This is a genomic window from Longimonas sp. (assembly GCF_046498435.1).
Classification (GTDB): Bacteria; Bacteroidota; Rhodothermia; order Rhodothermales; family Salinibacteraceae; genus Longimonas.
Genome location: NZ_JAWOAR010000012.1, coordinates 1 through 15,414 on the forward strand (window position 1 = coordinate 1; position 15,414 = coordinate 15,414).

Here is a 15,414-nt window from a genome sequence, read left to right on the forward strand (position 1 = left end):
GATCCCTCGGCTGCGCTCGGGATGACATGCCGGGGGCGTGGGAATGCCGGTTCTGTGAAGACTCGCTCAGGTTTTGTCGTGTACTGTGGGTTTTATCCCTGCTGTCAATATATCCGGTCTTGCTTTTATGTGCAAGTTTCTGCCTATTGGCACGTTGTCTCCTACACCGCGACACTGCATACGGCCTACGCCACCACCGCCTGCAGGAGCTGTTGCACGGCCTCGCGCTCGTCGTTGTTGACGATATGACCCATGCTCTCGTAGATGCGCTTGTCCACAGCCCCATTCAGGTCTGCTAACACGTGGGCGGTGGCATCCACGCGGGCCTTGGGGATGTGCGGGTCGCGATCGCTGCATCCCAGAAAGACGGGGGTGCCTTCCATATCGCCCGTGTAGTTGAACATCTTGTCGTGCGGCGACTCGTGGTCTGGCTTCTCGCCGGTGCCAATGAGTCCGCCACTCAGCCCCACGATGGCGCCGTAACGCGCAGGATGGCGCGCCGCGTACTCGGTCGAGAGGCACGCGCCCTGCGAAAAGCCGCCCAGCACCACCCGCTCCGCCGGAATGTCGTGGGCGCGCAACGTATCGAAGATCGCCCCGATGCGCCGCAGTCCCGACGACAGCCCTGGCTCATTGGCCTGAAGCGGTGCCAGAAACGATTGCGGATACCACGTGCGACGGTGGGCCTGTGGGGCAATCAGCGCCATGCCTTCGGGAGCCAGCGGCTCAATCAAGCGCAGAATGCTCGCCGCCGTGGCTCCGCGTCCGTGGATAAACACAACGGCGGCAGTCGCCTCGTCGAGGGACATGCCTGCTTGTACGGTATCGGTGGTGCCGTGGGGGTCGCGGTCGTGAGCAGGGGTCGGCATGTCGCGTGTTGGGATAGTAGGGAAGAAACGTATCGTTCGCGGCTGGATGCTGCCTGTGTAAGGTTGTGAGATTAGCCTCCGTACGCTGCGGGTCGGACGCAGGTGCGTCCGATGCCCTGGCACCGACGGGGGACCGTCGGTGCCAAGTTCTGGTGCACATTTAGATGCAGCCTCCAACGGGGCTATGTCGCATTCACTGCATCGATACGGGCGGAGGCGCAGGTGCGTTCGCCTACCGCAAACTTTTACCGATGCGGATCTGAAGTGTGGGGTAGTGCTCACCTCCCGGAACGTCATCCTGGACGGAGCGGAGCGGAGATCCAGGATCCAGGAGCCAGCACCCGCCCCGCACGTCTGGCGGCTGGCCTTCGGGGTGGACGGTAGCACCAGTTTGCGGGCTTTGCTGCACCCCGCAGCGTGGATCCTGAATCCCTTGATCGGGGTCAAGGACAGGCAAGTTCAGGATGACAAGGTGGGGGGAGGCCGGCACCTCCCGTAAACTTTTACCGACGCGCTCTCGTAGGAGCGCTCGTTCGTCATAGCTGTCCCACCCGTTCCTCCGCGTATGCCGTCGATTGACGTTGCCTCGCACGCCGAGACCCTTGAAACGCAGTCTGCTGCCAACGTGCTGCAGTGGACGTGGAATACGTTTGGGAGCGATGCAGCGGCCACCTCATCGTTTCAGACGCACAGTCTGCCGCTCCTGCATCTCATTGCGACGACGGTACCCGAACTGCCGGTGCTGTTTCTGGATACGGGCTTTCACTTTCCGGAAACCTTGCGCTTTCGGGATCGCGTGGTTGAAAAGCTGGGGCTGAACCTGCAGGTCTTGAAGACACGGATGGGGCACGATCGCTTTCAGGAGAAGCACGGCCAACTGCACCGGCGCGATCCCGATCTGTGCTGTCACCTTAACAAGGTCAAGCCCTTGCAGCGCGCACTGGCCGAACGCAGCGCCTGGGTGGCCGGCATCCGGCGCGATCAGACGGCCCAGCGCCAGGACACCCCCGTGCTGGCCGGTCCCGATTCGGTGGAGCGCTACGATGTGTACAAGGTTTGTCCCATTGCATCGTGGACGGAGGCGCAGGTGGAGCGCTACCGCGCCGAGCACGATCTGCCGGAGCATCCGCTGGGCGACCAGGGCTACGCCAGCATCGGCTGTGCGCCGTGTACGCAGCCCGTTACGAGTGGCGATTCGCGGGCGGGCCGCTGGGCCAACCATACGAAAACCGAGTGCGGCCTCCATTTCGACACCGATCCCGAGGAATCTGCGTAGATCCTGCGCTCCTCGCGTGCTGCTTCGCCTCCCCCTGAACCACGCATTGCCATGCCTGAAACCATTCTTGTTACTGGCGGATGCGGCTATCTGGGCTCGCAACTGGTGCGCGATCTGGGCACCGGCCCCGGCGCCTCAGACCGCGTGATTCGCATCTTAGACAACATGAGCAGCGGCAACAGCGCATACCGGGCGCTCATGGATATGCCCGACACAGGCACCTACGAGGTGGTAGAGGGCGATATTCTGGACCCGGCTGTCGTATCGACTGCGCTTGCGGATGTGGATACGGTGGTGCACCTGGCCGCGATTGCGAACACCCCCATGGGCTACCAGAATCCGACGTGGGTGGAGCAGGTGAATGCCTGGGGCACCGCCCGGCTGGTTGAGGAGTGCGTGGCCGAGGGCGTATCGCATCTCATCTACACGAGCAGTGTGGCGGTGTACGGCCCCCGCGAAACCAACGCGTATCCCGACGAAACCGCGCCGTGTCGTCCGGTCGGGCCCTACGCTCACTCGAAGCGCAGCGCCGAGCATAGCGTGCAGCAGGCACATGGACGCAACGACCTGCGCACCACCACGGTGCGGCTGGGCATTGTGTACGGCCAGGCTCCAACCATCCGGTTCGACGCCGTTGCCAACCGCTTTGCGTATCTCGCCGGTGTGAAGCATCCGCTCACAGTGCATGGCACCGGGGCGCAGCAGCGGGCCTTTGTGCACGTGAACGATGCCAGCTGCGCCATCGAGCGCGTGCTCCAGCGCACGGCGTCGCCTGCGGAGCCGGTGGTCTTCAACGTGGTCGGGCAGAACGCATCGGTGAATGCGGTGGTTGAGGCGGTGCGCAGCGCCCGTCCCGAGATTCCGGTGCGCCACACCGAGCAGGATGTGCAGACCCACGTGGATCTGGTGGCCCAGGGCGACAAAGCCCGCGCGGTGCTCAACTGGACGCCACAGCACACGCTTTCTGATGGACTGACCGAACTCATTGGCACCCTCGATGCCTTCCAACCCCGGTCGATGTTGTGACCCGATACGGGACTATGGGAAACACGTCGCGGGTATGTCACGGGGATGGATACCGAATCACGTCTGGGATGACGAACTGTGGGGTACAGTGCTTCCCTTCTTGGCTCCCCCACCCCCAACAAAAAACGCGTCCCGCCAGGTGGTGAGCGTTCACCGGCGAGACGCGTGGGGGACGAACACAAACTGCTCTGGATGTCCCATACTGGCAACACCCTGGGCAGCTTGCATCACGCGGCAGTGCCGCGCTGTTCGGGCTTATCTAACAGCCTGTGCACTATCCGATCTTGTAGAACTTCTCGTGCACAATCTGGCCATCTTCCCAGTACTGCACAGCTGTCTGCTTCTGCTCTACGTCGCCAATCCCTTCGAGCGTGAAGTCCAGATACCACTCTACAAATGCCACGCCATCTTCTTCGTTTACAGCCACGGCTTTTACTTCAGCGGCCCGAAAGTCCGTGAGGCCGTTCACAAACTGCTCTTCGTACGCACGGTTTTCCTCTTTGCCTTCGCGGCGCACATCGTCTTCTTCCATGACGATGTTTTCGGCATAGTACTCTTCAAAAGCGCCCAGGATATCGCCTTCGAGAATACGAGCGTTGAGGTCGTCTACTTTTGCGCGGATGGAGTCGCTCATAATCAGGGGGTTATTTAGAAACAGGAGAGTTCGATCGATTCAGCGATGTATACCTCCCTTCAATTGATGTGTTGCAACACGTATCTAACGAACTCATGACGTTTCGTGCGTTCGCTATGCGGGCACCTGCCTTTGCTGAACAGGTTGAGTTTCCTACTCCTCGGTGTCAGGATCAGACATGTTAGAGTAAATGCCCTCGCAGATACGGCTCAGATGGGCCAGGTCGCGTTCACTCACACTGGCTGCAAAGCTATCTTGGACCGCCTGAATGTCAGGATCCATGCGCTGCAACAGGTCTCCCCCAGTTTCCGTAATGAAGTGCAACGTGACACGGCGGTCGGCCTCGCTGCGGCGGCGCTCCACACAGCCAAGGTCTTCCAACTTGTCCATCAGCCGCGTTACATCGGGCGAGGGGTCGAGCATCCGGTCAATGATGTCGCATCGTGCGTAGCCCTCCGGATGCGCCCCGCGAAGAATGCGCAACACGTTGTAGTGGCTAAACTGCAGGTCGTACGACTGGCACACTTGTTCAATAGCCCGCCGCACATGCGCCCCGGCAATGAACAGGTTAAGCATCGCCTCGTGGGCGGGGCCATCGAACGGCTTGGTTTGCTGGATGCGGTTTGCGAGTATACGTCCCATTGTGTATTCAGTGATAACGGAGCGACTACGTATCTACATGACGAGTAGAGCAAGGTGGCGTTTCGTAATACGTACCACGTTCTCCCCATTATCGCAAACTCGTTGTTTTCTCGCCCGATCTCGCTGCTCCCATGTACGACCCCCGCACGCTGCTCCCGCTCGTTAATCGTCTTTGCACTCATCTGTCCGAGTGGCAAGATCAGCACGCCGATGCTCCCGTGGACTCAAACACGGCGGCTCCGTTTGTTGGATGCGATGTCGATGCGCTCGAATCGGCGCTTACGAGCTACCTCGACCGCCTGACGACGGGCAACTACCCGTTCTTTCACCCAAGCTATGCCGGGCAGATGCTGAAGCCCCCGCATCCGGCCGCCATTCTGGGCTACTGGGCCGCCCAGTTCATCAACCCAAACAACCACGCCTTAGACGGCGGTCCGCCCACCAGCGCAATGGAGAAAGAGGCTGTCGGTGCCCTTCGGCGCATGCTGGGGTTTCCGGGGGATGCATTGGGGCACCTCACCTCGGGCGGTACCATCGCAAACCTGGAGGCGCTCTTCGTAGCCCGCGAATCCCATCCCGACCAGGCGATTGGTGTTGCCTCCAGCGCGCATTACACGCATAGCCGCATGAGCCACGTCCTCCGCGCCGATACCGCGCCACTGCCCACCGACGACTGGGGCCGCATCGACCCCGAGGCGCTCAACGCCACCCTGGCCGACGGGTCCATTGGCACCATTGTCTGCACGCTGGGCACCACCGGACTCGGCGTCGTCGATCCGCTTCACACGATTCTCCCCATCTGCCGCCATCATGGCGTACGCGTGCATGTGGATGCAGCTTACGGCGGCTTCTTCCGGCTGGCTACCGCACCGCCGCTATCGCACAACACCAAGGCCGCCTTCGACGCGCTTTCCGAGGCCGACTCGATCGTAATCGACCCGCACAAGCATGGCCTGCAGCCGTACGGATGCGGCGCGGTGCTCTTTCGCGATCCGGCCGTGGGGCGCTTCTACGCACACGACTCGCCCTACACGTATTTCACTTCTGACGACCTGCACCTGGGCGAGATTAGCCTGGAATGCTCACGCGCCGGTGCAGCGGCGGGCGCGCTGTGGTGTACCCTGCAAGCCGTTCCGCTCGCTGAAGACGAAGGGCTAGGACCTATCGTGAGCGCGTGCCTGTCGGCGGCCCGATCGTGGACGGCGCGCCTTCACAAAGAAGAGGCGCTGACCGTATACACCGAACCCGAAACCGACATCGTGACGTTCTTTCCGGCCCCCTCCGTCCATCATACCGAGGCTGTAAGCGCCCGCAGCCAGCGGATCTTCGACCACGCCATGCACCAAGAGGAGCCGGTGTACCTGAGCCTGTATTCCGTGCCCAGCACGCAATTCACCACGCATCACCCCACGTACACTGCGACCACAGATACCGTTACCATTTTGCGCAGCGTACTGATGAAGCCCACGCACGAGGCCTACGTGGGTACGCTCCACGAGCGCGTGCAGACGGCTGTTGAGGCCACTCAGACCTGATGAATTGCGCCCCCTCAAGCCGCGCGTATTCCGCTACCGCGTGACGGTTACTTGCACGCGTGCCAGAAATGCATCTTCGAATGTGTCGCGCACAAACGCAAGTGCTTCGGTAGCCTGTTCTCGATTGGCAAATGCCCCAATTCGTACGCGGTAGTAGGGCTGTCCAAACTCGATGTTGATGGGCAGCCCGTGGGGAAACAAGTCTTCTGTATCGTCCCCCCGCTCTTCCTCCCACCACTCCTGCACGTCTTGGCGCACCTCCTCGGCTTCCGAACGATCGATAGACGAATACACCTGGATCTGAAACCCATCAACGACCTGCTCAACGCCTTGGTCGGCCCGAACCTCCAGAAGTTGTTGCGGCACGCTGTGCTCCACGGAGGTGGTGGTAACTTCCGGCGGGCGCTCTTCGAACTGGCTGGCATCAAACGTTTCATACGGAGCCACCGACACGTCAGCCGCACGCGCTCCAGACTCCCCCTCGTCCTCGTCGAGACCGCCCGCCGGCTGCGAGGTAGATGATTGCGGACCCGTACAGCCTACCACAAATAGCAGGACAACGGGGAGGAGGAGCAGCTTCCTGAGCAATTTCATGTCTCAAAAATGGTTGATGATTGTCACAGGCTGCGGACCCCGGGCACGTTCAGTGCGCGGAGGAGCAGCTCCACGAATAGGTCTTTCAGACTGGGTAAGGCAGCCGCTTGTGTATTCGTAGGTTGAGGACAGCACGAAAAGCGCCCTGGGAGGACCCGCAAAGCTCTGAGGTCGCTTGCTCGTTATCAGTAGGCTGCTTTAGGATCGGCTACTCCTTCCATGATACCAACCGAGCCGCTGGCTCCAATGCGTGTAGCGCCGTGGGCCACCATCTCAGCCACATCAGCAGCCGACCCAACGCCTCCCGAGGCTTTTACCCCCAGATCGGCCCCCACAATATGGCGCATCAGCGCGACATCTGCAACGGTGGCGCCTCCAGAACTAAATCCCGTAGAGGTTTTCACGAAGTCGGCCCCGGCGCGATCGGCGACAAAGCACGTAACGGCCTTTTCGGCATCGGTAAGGAGCGCTGTTTCCAGAATTACTTTCAGAATCGGGTCGCCCGGCTCGGAACGAAGGGCCTCCACGACAGCGCGAATGTCGCGCTCTACGCGGCCCCAGTTGTGCGCCTTCACCGCACCCACATGCACAACCATGTCGATCTCACTGGCACCGTGTTGCAAGGCCCACTGCGCTTCGTTCGCCTTCACCTCAGGATGACTGTGCCCGAGTGGGAAGCCAACAACGGTACAGACGGTTACTTTCGTGTCTGCCAGGGCCTTCGTGGCAGCTGGGACATACGCGGTGGGTACACACACTGACGCGAAACGATACTCCCGGGCTTCCGCAAAACACTGCGTATAGTCGGCCTCGCCCGCCGTGGGAGTTAGTTGGGTGTGATCGATAAGCTGTGCAATCTCTCCTGGCGTCAGGTCTGGAGGCGGCGTGGGCCCACTTAACCCAGGTGTTGAAGTTGCCTGCAATCGGTCGATCGTTGGAGCAAGGTAGGTACTGCGTGTATCGTTCGTCGCATCCCAGGCAAGAATCGCTTCAATGATTGATTGGGAGGTGGGCAGAGCCATAAGCTGGTGGCGGTAAGTCAGCAGAAACAAATGCGTAAAGCATCCTGCAATATCTGGAAGCGTTTACACTCCTGCAAGCAATCCTCCGCTCTGGTGCTGCTTTCCATCGGAAATATAACAGCAAACGAACATTTATGGCATACCCCCATGTTGCGGTTTGAAGATCCCAGTTACGCATCCTCCTTCGCGTCTGCACGCTCCTCGTCCTCTCCCGCCTCAGAAAAGTCGATCGAGGCTGAATTGATGCAGTAGCGCTTGCCCGTAGGATCAGGACCATCGTTAAAGACATGGCCCAGGTGCGCATCACACGAGGCACACGTCACCTCAATGCGGCGCATTCCCAGGCTTCGATCCTCGCGCAGCTCTACACGTCCCTCGTCGATCACGTCCCAAAAGCTGGGCCACCCCGATCCAGATTTATACTTGGTTGACGAATCGAACAGTGTGGCACCGCAGCATACGCATCGGTAGACACCGTCGCCGTCGTGATTCCAGTACTCGCCGGTGAAGGCGGGCTCCGTACCCCCTTCTCGGGCAATCTTATACTGCTCAGGAGTGAGCTTCTCTTTCCACGCGCGTTTTGATACTGATGTACCCATACCGTTGAGATGTGGCAAAGTGAATAGTACGTGCATCTTTATCCACGAAGAGAGGAAACCGGCGTTCCCTGATCAGCGTGTCCTGTTACATTTGGATTAAGCATCCTGTTGTGTTTCGACGATTGCACTCGTTTTAGCAGGCGCCACCGGACCCAACTGGAGGGCTCCAACCGCGCAACTACTTGTACGCATCATTCTTATACCAGGTGCGAGACTTCGATGTACACGTTAGGTTGGAGGCCGCTTGCGTCCCCGGCGACATTAAGGCGAGTTTCGTCGCTCACCGATTGCAAACACCTGTATGATGATTCAGCGCAGATGGTATTATGTTGAGCAATGTGTACGCGTCCCGAACGCGTCTTCCTCGAAGTGCTGTCCATTCAGGGTTGACACAACACTATCGAGGATATGAACACTGACATCAAAACCGCCCTCCCTGCACAGTGCAAGGAGAGCGTAGCGTCTGTCAGCAGTGCGTGCTTATAGCAGTGCGTGATGGAGCCCCTGTTACGACGAGCGTTCAGAAGTGTCTTTCGGTGCGGGGTCGGCGCTCGCGTCGCCGGGGGCCTCTTCCTCATCCGTTCCGTTAGAAGCCGGCGGGGCATCGGCAGCCGGCGCGTCAGTCTTGGGATCAGTAGATGTTTCAGCGCCCGTTACAGACACATCTTCGGCTACTTTTGCGGTGCCGTTTGTGACTGCATCGCCGTTCAGCAGTGCAAGCACATCTTTGCCAGGCACTTCCTCGCGCTCAATCAGCAAGTCGGCCAGCTTATCAAACGCATCGCGATGCCCGGTGAGCGTTTCTACAGCTCGCCGGAAGGCATTTTCGGTGATCTGACGCACTTCGTCATCCACCTCGCGAGCTGTTTCATCGCTATAGTCGCGTCCGCGCGAGAGTTCTTCGCCCAGGAAGACGTTGCCCTGCTCATCCCCCAGCGCAATGTGTTTGAAGCGCTCGCCCATGCCCCAATCGAGCACCATTTTGCGAGCCATTTTGCGGACCTGCTTCAGGTCGTTTTCGGCTCCGCTGGTTGCGGTGTCGAAGATCATTTCCTCGGCGGCACGACCGCCCATGATAACCGCCATACGATCGAGCAGGTATTCGCGGCGATACAGGTACTTTTCTTTATCGGGCATCTGTTGCGTAACGCCCATGGCCTGCCCGCGTGGTACGATGGTCACCTTGTGCACCGGGTCGGCATTGGGCAGCGCAGCAGCGACGATAGCATGCCCCGCCTCGTGGTAAGCCAGCAGGCGGCGCTCTTCGTCGTCAAGGACAACACCTTCGCGACGAAGTCCCATGATGACCTTGTCGCGTGCCTCCTCGATATCCGCGTTGGTGATGGCCTTGCGCTCATAACGTCCGGCCAAGAGCGCAGCCTCGTTAAGCAGGTTCTCCAGATCGGCTCCGCTGAATCCGGGTGTGCTCGACGCAATCGTATCCAGGTCCACGTCGTCGTCGAACGGCTTATTTTTGGCGTGGATTTTCAGAATGTCGCGCCGTGCTTCGCGGGTGGGCAGCGGCACCGTGATCTGCCGATCGAAGCGCCCCGGACGCGTGAGCGCCGAGTCGAGGATGTCGGGGCGGTTGGTCGCCGCCATCACGACCACGCTTTCGGTTTTCTCGAAGCCATCGAGTTCGGCCAGGAGCTGGTTCAGCGTCTGCTCCCGCTCGTCGTGGCCGCCCCCCACCCCTGCACCACGCTGCCGACCGATCGAATCCAGTTCATCAACAAAGATGATGGCCGGGGCATTTTTCTTGGCCTCCTCGAACATATCGCGCACCCGAGAGGCCCCAACGCCCACAAACATCTCCATGAAGTCCGATCCCGACACGCTAAAGAACGGAACGTCGGCCTCGCCTGCTACAGCCCGAGCCAGTAGCGTTTTCCCGGTACCGGGCGGGCCCACCATCAGCACGCCTTTGGGCACTTTTCCGCCCAGGTTTTCGAAGTGCTCCGGGTTTTTCAGGAACTTGATGATCTCCTCCAGCTCCTCTTTGGCGCCATCAGCACCAGCTACGTCATCGAACGTAGTGTCTTCTTCGCCCTTGTCGAAGAGCTTCGCTTTGCTTTTGCGGACGGAGAACAGCCCCTGGCCTTGCGACTGCATGCGCCGCAAGAAGATGTACCCAATGATGAGCAGAATAACAATGGGCAGCAGTCCAATGATGACCAGCCCCCACGGAAATTCGCTTTCGGGCTGTGCGGTAACTTCAACCCCGGCCTCTTCCATCTCTTCCATGAGCCGGTCATCGCCAAACGACGGCAGGTAGGTTACAAACTCCTGGTACTGCGTCGAGTCGCCCTGGGCAGTAACCCGTGTGGCGTTCTCTTTCAGCGTTCCGCTCATCTCATCGCCGACCACCTCAACGCGTTCTACGTTGTCGGCACGGAGCTGCGTGCGAAACTCGCTGTAACTCACCTCGGGGCCCATGGCGCGTCCGCCCCCAAAGTAGCTCCAGGCCAGGAGCAACCCGAGCCCAATCGCCACAATGAAGACGACCGAGCCCAAGGGCGAGCCGCTCTCGTTGTCGCGTTTACGTTCTTTGTCTGGCGATTTCCCCTTTTGGGAACGGTTAGAGTCAGCGCCGTTGCGCGGGGATGAAGAATCCTGTTCAGCCACGTTGGAGTGAGTGCGTCAAGTGAAGGTAGACGGCGACGGAAACAGACGAATCGTCGTCTCGGATCTCCCATACACGCGTATCTGTCGAAAGTGTCTCCCCGAGCCCCGGCAAGTTGGATTCATGCCCAATTCTTGACATGCCACCTCCGCCCGTTACGCTCGTGTTGCAGTTGCACGGCAAAGCACCAAGAGGGGCGTGCGTTCAGTGATGCAGCCCCCGAGAGCCTGGGCGCGTTTATCGGTTGCTTGTTATGGTCGCTGCTTCCTTGTATCATACCTGATGCGCTTGGCCCACACGCTCGGCTGTAGCAGCCCGGCGCAGTTCACCGTTCCATTCACGCATTCCATTTGTGCTTATGGCAACTGAAAGCGCTTCCGCCGATTCGTTTCCGTTTCAGCAAGAGGTCGTGTGGACCCCCGACCCCGAGGTGGTCGCCGCCTCTAATCTTCAGCAGTTTATGGATGCGCAGGGCATTGCCTCGCTCGATGCGCTCCACACACAGGCCGCCAACGATGTCGGCTGGTTCTGGCAGGCGGTGCTCGACGACCTGGATATCGAGTTCTACACGCCGTACGATACCATCGTGGATCTGGAACGCGCCCCGCAGTTTCCCAAGTGGTGCGTGGGCGGCTCCATGAACATCGTGCACAACCTGCTCGATCGCTGGCAAGACACGCCCCGCGCCACGCAAGACGCCCTGCGCTGGGAAGGCGAAGACGGATCCACCCGCACGTATACCTACGCGGAACTCCACGCCGCCACCAACCGCTGCGCCAACATGCTGCGCGAGCGTGGCCTGGGCAAAGGCGATGCCATTGGCCTCTACATGCCCATGACGCCCGAAACCGTCATCGCATTCCTGGCCATCGCCAAAATCGGTGCCATTATCTGTCCGCTCTTTAGCGGATACGGACCGGGCGCCATTATCACCCGGTTGCAGGGAGCCAGCGCCAAAGCGCTCTTCACGGCCGATGGCTTCCACCGCCGCGACAAACTCATTCGCATGAAAGAAACGGCGGATGAAGCCCTCCAGGAATGCCCCTCCGTCGAGCACGTCATCGTCACGCAGCACGCCGGGCGGAGCGACACCCCCATGCACAACGAGCGCGATGTGTTCTGGGACGAGGTGGTGCCGTCGCAGTCCGACAAAGCCCGCACCGAACGCACCGACGCCGAGGATCCGGTCATGCTCATCTACACGAGCGGCACCACCGGCGCGCCGAAAGGGGCCGTACACACGCACTGCGGCTTTCCCATCAAGGGTGCCCAGGACATGTACCATTGCATGGACTTAAAGCCCGGCGAAACCATGTACTGGATGAGCGACATGGGCTGGATGATGGGGCCCTGGCTCGTCTTTGGCACGCTCACCATCGGCGCCACCATGGTGCTTTACGACGGCGCCCCCGACTATCCCGGCCCCGACCGCCTCTGGCAACTGGTCGAGGACCACGACGTCACCCATCTTGGCATCTCGCCCACACTCATCCGCGCGCTCAAGACCCACGGCCCCGAGCCCGTCAACAAGCACGACCTGTCGGGACTGCGTGCAGTGGGATCCACGGGGAGTCCGTGGGATCCGGAGTCGTGGATGTGGTGCTTTGAAACGGTCCTGAACGGCGAGAAACCGATTCTCAACTACAGCGGCGGCACCGAAATCTCGGGCGGCATCCTGTGCGGCAACTTCTTGCAGCCCCTCAAGCCGTGTGCCTTCAGCGGTCCCGTACCCGGTATGGATGCCGATGTCGTGGACGCCACCGGCGACCCGGTACAGGGCGAGGTCGGCGAACTGGTGATCCGGAAGCCCTGGATTGGCATGACGCGCAGCTTCTGGGATGGCGAGGAGCGCTACCTGAACGCCTACTGGCGCCGCTTCGAGGACATCTGGGTGCATGGCGACTTTGCGGCTATCGACGAAGACGGCCTCTGGTACATCCTGGGCCGCTCCGACGACACAATCAACGTGGCGGGCAAACGCCTGGGCCCTGCCGAAGTCGAGGCCCTCGTGAACGCGCATCCCGATATTGCCGAAAGCGCCGCCGTGGGCATCCCCCACGAGGTGAAAGGGCAAGCTGTAATCGTCTTTGCCGTGCCGCAGCATGTCGACAAAGCCGACGAGTCGCTGCGCGCCGCGCTGATGGAGCGCATTATCGACGCTCTCGGCAAGCCCTTAAAGCCGGAGGCGATTCAGTTCTGCACGGCGCTGCCCAAAACGCGAAACGCCAAGGTCATGCGACGTGTCATCCGCGCCGCGTATCTCGACGAGCCACTCGGCGACACTAGCAGCCTGGAGGATCCGGCCACCGTACGCGCAATCGAAAACGCGTGGTAGCAGCGCGCAGGCGTCACGCAGGCTGTGACTCTGTCATGCCGCGGTGTGTATTCGTAACATTTGATATACAACTGCTGCATGGCATCTGCTGCAAGCATCCACTGCTCAGGTAGCGCGTAGGGCTGCTCGTGAATAACAAAAGCGAGCAGGAGGTATCCAGATGGCAGGCATACACATAGCTCACATAGCTGGCGTGCCCATCTGACCCAGCCTGGGTTGCCCCCAATGCTTTCGCGCCTTCTGTTCACTGGACGCCCTTATCACGCCCATCACGCCCATCACGCCTGCGCGCCGCCTGGCCGTGCGATCTGCTTATGACCAATGTCCCTTCCGACCGCAATCCCAACGACGGCCAGCCGCGCCCCTCGTACCAACGCATCGACGTGCCGCGCTCCGATGCCGAAGTCAAGGACCTGCTTCAGCGCACCATTGAGGCGGCCAACAACTCGGTAGTCGTTACCGACATGCGACAGCCCGATAACCCCATCATCTACGTGAACCAGGGGTTCAAAGCGCTTACCGGATACGACGAAGATGAGATTCTGGGTCGCAACTGCCGCTTCTTGCAGCGGAACCCCGACGGCACCATGGACAACGACCAGGCCGCTGTACGCGCGATTCGCGAGGCCGTCCGAAAAGGCCGGTATGCACGCGTCGTGCTGCGCAACTATCGGAAGTCGGGCGAGATGTTTTGGAATGAACTTTACCTCACGCCCATCGAAGATGACAACGGCGACGTGCGCTACTTTGTGGGCGTGCAGAACGACATCACCGAGCGCGTGGAGCTCAACCAATCGCTGGAACGGCGCGTGGAGCAGCGCACGAGCACCCTCAAGGAGCAGCGCGACGAGCTGGAGCATGCCAAAGAGCGCGCCGAGGCCGCCAATCGCGCCAAGTCCGTGTTTCTGGCTAACATGAGCCACGAAATTCGCACTCCGCTCACCGCCATTCTGGGCCTGGCCGACGTGATCCGCGCCAAGAGCACCGACGACACGTTCGAGGAGCACATTTCCCGCATCAAAGCGGCGGGTAGCCGCCTCATGGACACGCTGTCGTCGCTCCTTACGCTGGCGCGCATCGAAGCCGGCTCGATGGATATGGAGCTGGAACCGGCCACCGTGGTCGACGTGGCGCTGGAGGTGACCGAGCTCTTCCGCAGCAATGCCGAGGAGAACAACCTCTCGCTGGACTTCCACGTCACGCCCGATGCCCGCGACGCGGTCGCGCAGCTCGATGCCGGAGCGCTCAACAGCGCCCTGCAGAACCTCATCTCCAACGCTGTTAAGTTTACGGATTCCGGGCGCGTCGAGGTGCGGGTGTACACCACCACCCACGACGGCGTGCCCTATGTGGCCGTGGATGTGGAGGACACTGGCGTAGGCATCAGCGAAACGTTCAAACCGTTCTTATTTGAGAGCTTCAGCCAGGAATCGGACGGCCTGACGCGCGAGTTTGACGGCTCGGGGCTGGGCCTGGCCATCACGAAGCAGCTTGTGGAAGCTATGAACGGCATCATCACCGTCGATTCCGTGATCGATGTGGGCAGCACGTTTACGATTGCTCTCCCGCGTGCTAACGGGCATGAGGAACCTGCCCAGGAGGCCCCTGGCACGTGTCCCATCGACGCTCGCAACGCACACATCCACCTGGTTGAGGACAACGACAATACCGTTTTTCTTATCAAAAACCTGCTGGGAGATCAGGTTGACCTTTCCGTATCGCTTAACGCATCGGATGCCGTGCAGCGTGCCCAGAACGAAGACTTCGACCTTTTCCTCATTGACATCAATCTGGGATCGGGGGGAAGTGGTGTGGATGCGCTGCGACGGTTGCGCGGGATGAAGCGTCATGCCAACACGCCCGCCGTAGCCGTCACTGCCGTAGCCATGCCCGGCGATCACGACAAGCTCCTCAATCAGGGCTTCGACGACTACCTCGCCAAGCCGTTCGAAGCCGGTGCCCTCATCGAGATGGTGAACCGGCACTTGGGAGCGTGAGCGCGTGCCTCAACGCATCTATCGGAGGTACCGACTTTGCTTTGAGTCTCCGGCTACCGGATCGTCATCACGAGGTAGTGCTCTTTCAACCCTCATTTTGATGGTTGCCCGGGCATCATCCCCCAACGGAGCCTGTCATGGTGAGCACGCAACGGGCCCTGCCCTTCGCATTCCCCTAACGCTATTTGGGAGTGGTTGAGCTCTACGTGATTGCTGAACGCATCCATCCATCAGGAGATGGATCCCAGATCGTCTGCGGACT

At 60.4% G+C, this 15,414-nt stretch carries 12 protein-coding genes; 5 read left to right on the forward strand and 7 right to left on the reverse strand.

What is annotated here, in order from left to right:
- Window positions 1-185: 185 nt before the first annotated feature.
- Window positions 186-869, reverse strand: a complete 684-nt coding sequence (locus tag R6U20_RS00505) for an alpha/beta hydrolase (protein ID WP_410335912.1) — start codon at window positions 867-869, stop codon at window positions 186-188.
- Between the two features lie 565 nt (window positions 870-1,434).
- Between R6U20_RS00505 and R6U20_RS00510 the strand changes: the two genes are divergently transcribed.
- Complete coding sequence (locus R6U20_RS00510; RefSeq protein WP_410335913.1) at window positions 1,435-2,145, forward strand: phosphoadenylyl-sulfate reductase; 711 nt, start codon at window positions 1,435-1,437, stop codon at window positions 2,143-2,145.
- 51 nt (window positions 2,146-2,196) lie between these two features.
- Entirely contained in the window at window positions 2,197-3,171 is a 975-nt protein-coding gene (locus tag R6U20_RS00515; protein ID WP_410335914.1) for an NAD-dependent epimerase/dehydratase family protein, read from the forward strand.
- A 274-nt stretch (window positions 3,172-3,445) separates the two neighbouring features.
- On the opposite strand, the gene R6U20_RS00520 is transcribed toward R6U20_RS00515, so the two are convergent.
- Both R6U20_RS00520 and R6U20_RS00525 read right to left on the reverse strand, forming a co-directional pair.
- The gene (locus R6U20_RS00520; protein ID WP_410335915.1) at window positions 3,446-3,805 is read right to left on the reverse strand and encodes a nuclear transport factor 2 family protein; all 360 of its coding nucleotides are present in this window, start codon (window positions 3,803-3,805) and stop codon (window positions 3,446-3,448) included.
- 153 nt (window positions 3,806-3,958) lie between these two features.
- Window positions 3,959-4,447 carry a MarR family winged helix-turn-helix transcriptional regulator gene (locus R6U20_RS00525; protein ID WP_410335916.1) on the reverse strand — a complete coding sequence of 163 codons (489 nt, stop codon included), beginning with the start codon at window positions 4,445-4,447 and terminating at the stop codon, window positions 3,959-3,961.
- 131 nt (window positions 4,448-4,578) lie between these two features.
- Here R6U20_RS00525 and R6U20_RS00530 point away from each other — a divergent pair, with 131 nt between their 5' ends.
- The gene (locus tag R6U20_RS00530) at window positions 4,579-5,982 is read left to right on the forward strand and encodes a pyridoxal phosphate-dependent decarboxylase family protein (protein WP_410335917.1); all 1,404 of its coding nucleotides are present in this window, start codon (window positions 4,579-4,581) and stop codon (window positions 5,980-5,982) included.
- A gap of 33 nt (window positions 5,983-6,015) precedes the next feature.
- Here the strand turns inward: R6U20_RS00530 and R6U20_RS00535 are convergent, their stop codons facing one another.
- The 4 genes from R6U20_RS00535 to ftsH all read right to left on the reverse strand — a co-directional run bounded on the left by R6U20_RS00535 (window position 6,016) and on the right by ftsH (window position 10,711).
- Window positions 6,016-6,576: an SPOR domain-containing protein gene (locus R6U20_RS00535; protein ID WP_410335918.1), complete on the reverse strand. Its 561-nt coding sequence runs from the start codon at window positions 6,574-6,576 to the stop codon at window positions 6,016-6,018.
- A gap of 185 nt (window positions 6,577-6,761) precedes the next feature.
- Window positions 6,762-7,598, reverse strand: a complete 837-nt coding sequence (gene deoC / locus R6U20_RS00540) for a deoxyribose-phosphate aldolase (protein ID WP_410335919.1) — start codon at window positions 7,596-7,598, stop codon at window positions 6,762-6,764.
- Between the two features lie 170 nt (window positions 7,599-7,768).
- On the reverse strand, window positions 7,769-8,197 hold the full coding sequence (gene msrB / locus R6U20_RS00545) for a peptide-methionine (R)-S-oxide reductase MsrB (protein WP_410335920.1): 429 nt from the start codon (window positions 8,195-8,197) through the stop codon (window positions 7,769-7,771).
- Window positions 8,198-8,704: 507 nt separating this feature from the next.
- Window positions 8,705-10,711 carry an ATP-dependent zinc metalloprotease FtsH gene (gene ftsH / locus R6U20_RS00550; RefSeq protein WP_410335923.1) on the reverse strand — a complete coding sequence of 669 codons (2,007 nt, stop codon included), beginning with the start codon at window positions 10,709-10,711 and terminating at the stop codon, window positions 8,705-8,707.
- Window positions 10,712-11,178: 467 nt separating this feature from the next.
- On the opposite strand from ftsH, the gene R6U20_RS00555 reads away from it, so the two are divergent.
- Window positions 11,179-13,155, forward strand: coding sequence for an AMP-binding protein (locus tag R6U20_RS00555; protein WP_410335921.1), 1,977 nt, complete (start codon window positions 11,179-11,181; stop codon window positions 13,153-13,155).
- A 314-nt stretch (window positions 13,156-13,469) separates the two neighbouring features.
- A complete protein-coding gene (locus R6U20_RS00560; RefSeq protein ID WP_410335922.1) occupies window positions 13,470-15,152 on the forward strand; it encodes an ATP-binding protein in 1,683 nt (560 codons plus the stop codon).
- Window positions 15,153-15,414 lie beyond the last annotated feature (262 nt).

What these genes read in the sequence shown, in the direction of transcription:
- R6U20_RS00520 (WP_410335915.1), bottom strand. Translation starts at nt 3,805, where the DNA reads ATGAGCGACTCCATCCGCGCAAAAGTAGACGACCTCAACGCTCGTATT.
- R6U20_RS00505 (WP_410335912.1), bottom strand. Translation starts at nt 869, where the DNA reads ATGCCGACCCCTGCTCACGACCGCGACCCCCACGGCACCACCGATACC.
- deoC (WP_410335919.1), bottom strand. Translation starts at nt 7,598, where the DNA reads ATGGCTCTGCCCACCTCCCAATCAATCATTGAAGCGATTCTTGCCTGG.
- R6U20_RS00555 (WP_410335921.1), top strand. Translation starts at nt 11,179, where the DNA reads ATGGCAACTGAAAGCGCTTCCGCCGATTCGTTTCCGTTTCAGCAAGAG.
- R6U20_RS00515 (WP_410335914.1), top strand. Translation starts at nt 2,197, where the DNA reads ATGCCTGAAACCATTCTTGTTACTGGCGGATGCGGCTATCTGGGCTCG.
- R6U20_RS00530 (WP_410335917.1), top strand. Translation starts at nt 4,579, where the DNA reads ATGTACGACCCCCGCACGCTGCTCCCGCTCGTTAATCGTCTTTGCACT.
- R6U20_RS00525 (WP_410335916.1), bottom strand. Translation starts at nt 4,447, where the DNA reads ATGGGACGTATACTCGCAAACCGCATCCAGCAAACCAAGCCGTTCGAT.
- msrB (WP_410335920.1), bottom strand. Translation starts at nt 8,197, where the DNA reads ATGGGTACATCAGTATCAAAACGCGCGTGGAAAGAGAAGCTCACTCCT.
- R6U20_RS00535 (WP_410335918.1), bottom strand. Translation starts at nt 6,576, where the DNA reads ATGAAATTGCTCAGGAAGCTGCTCCTCCTCCCCGTTGTCCTGCTATTT.
- R6U20_RS00560 (WP_410335922.1), top strand. Translation starts at nt 13,470, where the DNA reads ATGACCAATGTCCCTTCCGACCGCAATCCCAACGACGGCCAGCCGCGC.
- R6U20_RS00510 (WP_410335913.1), top strand. Translation starts at nt 1,435, where the DNA reads ATGCCGTCGATTGACGTTGCCTCGCACGCCGAGACCCTTGAAACGCAG.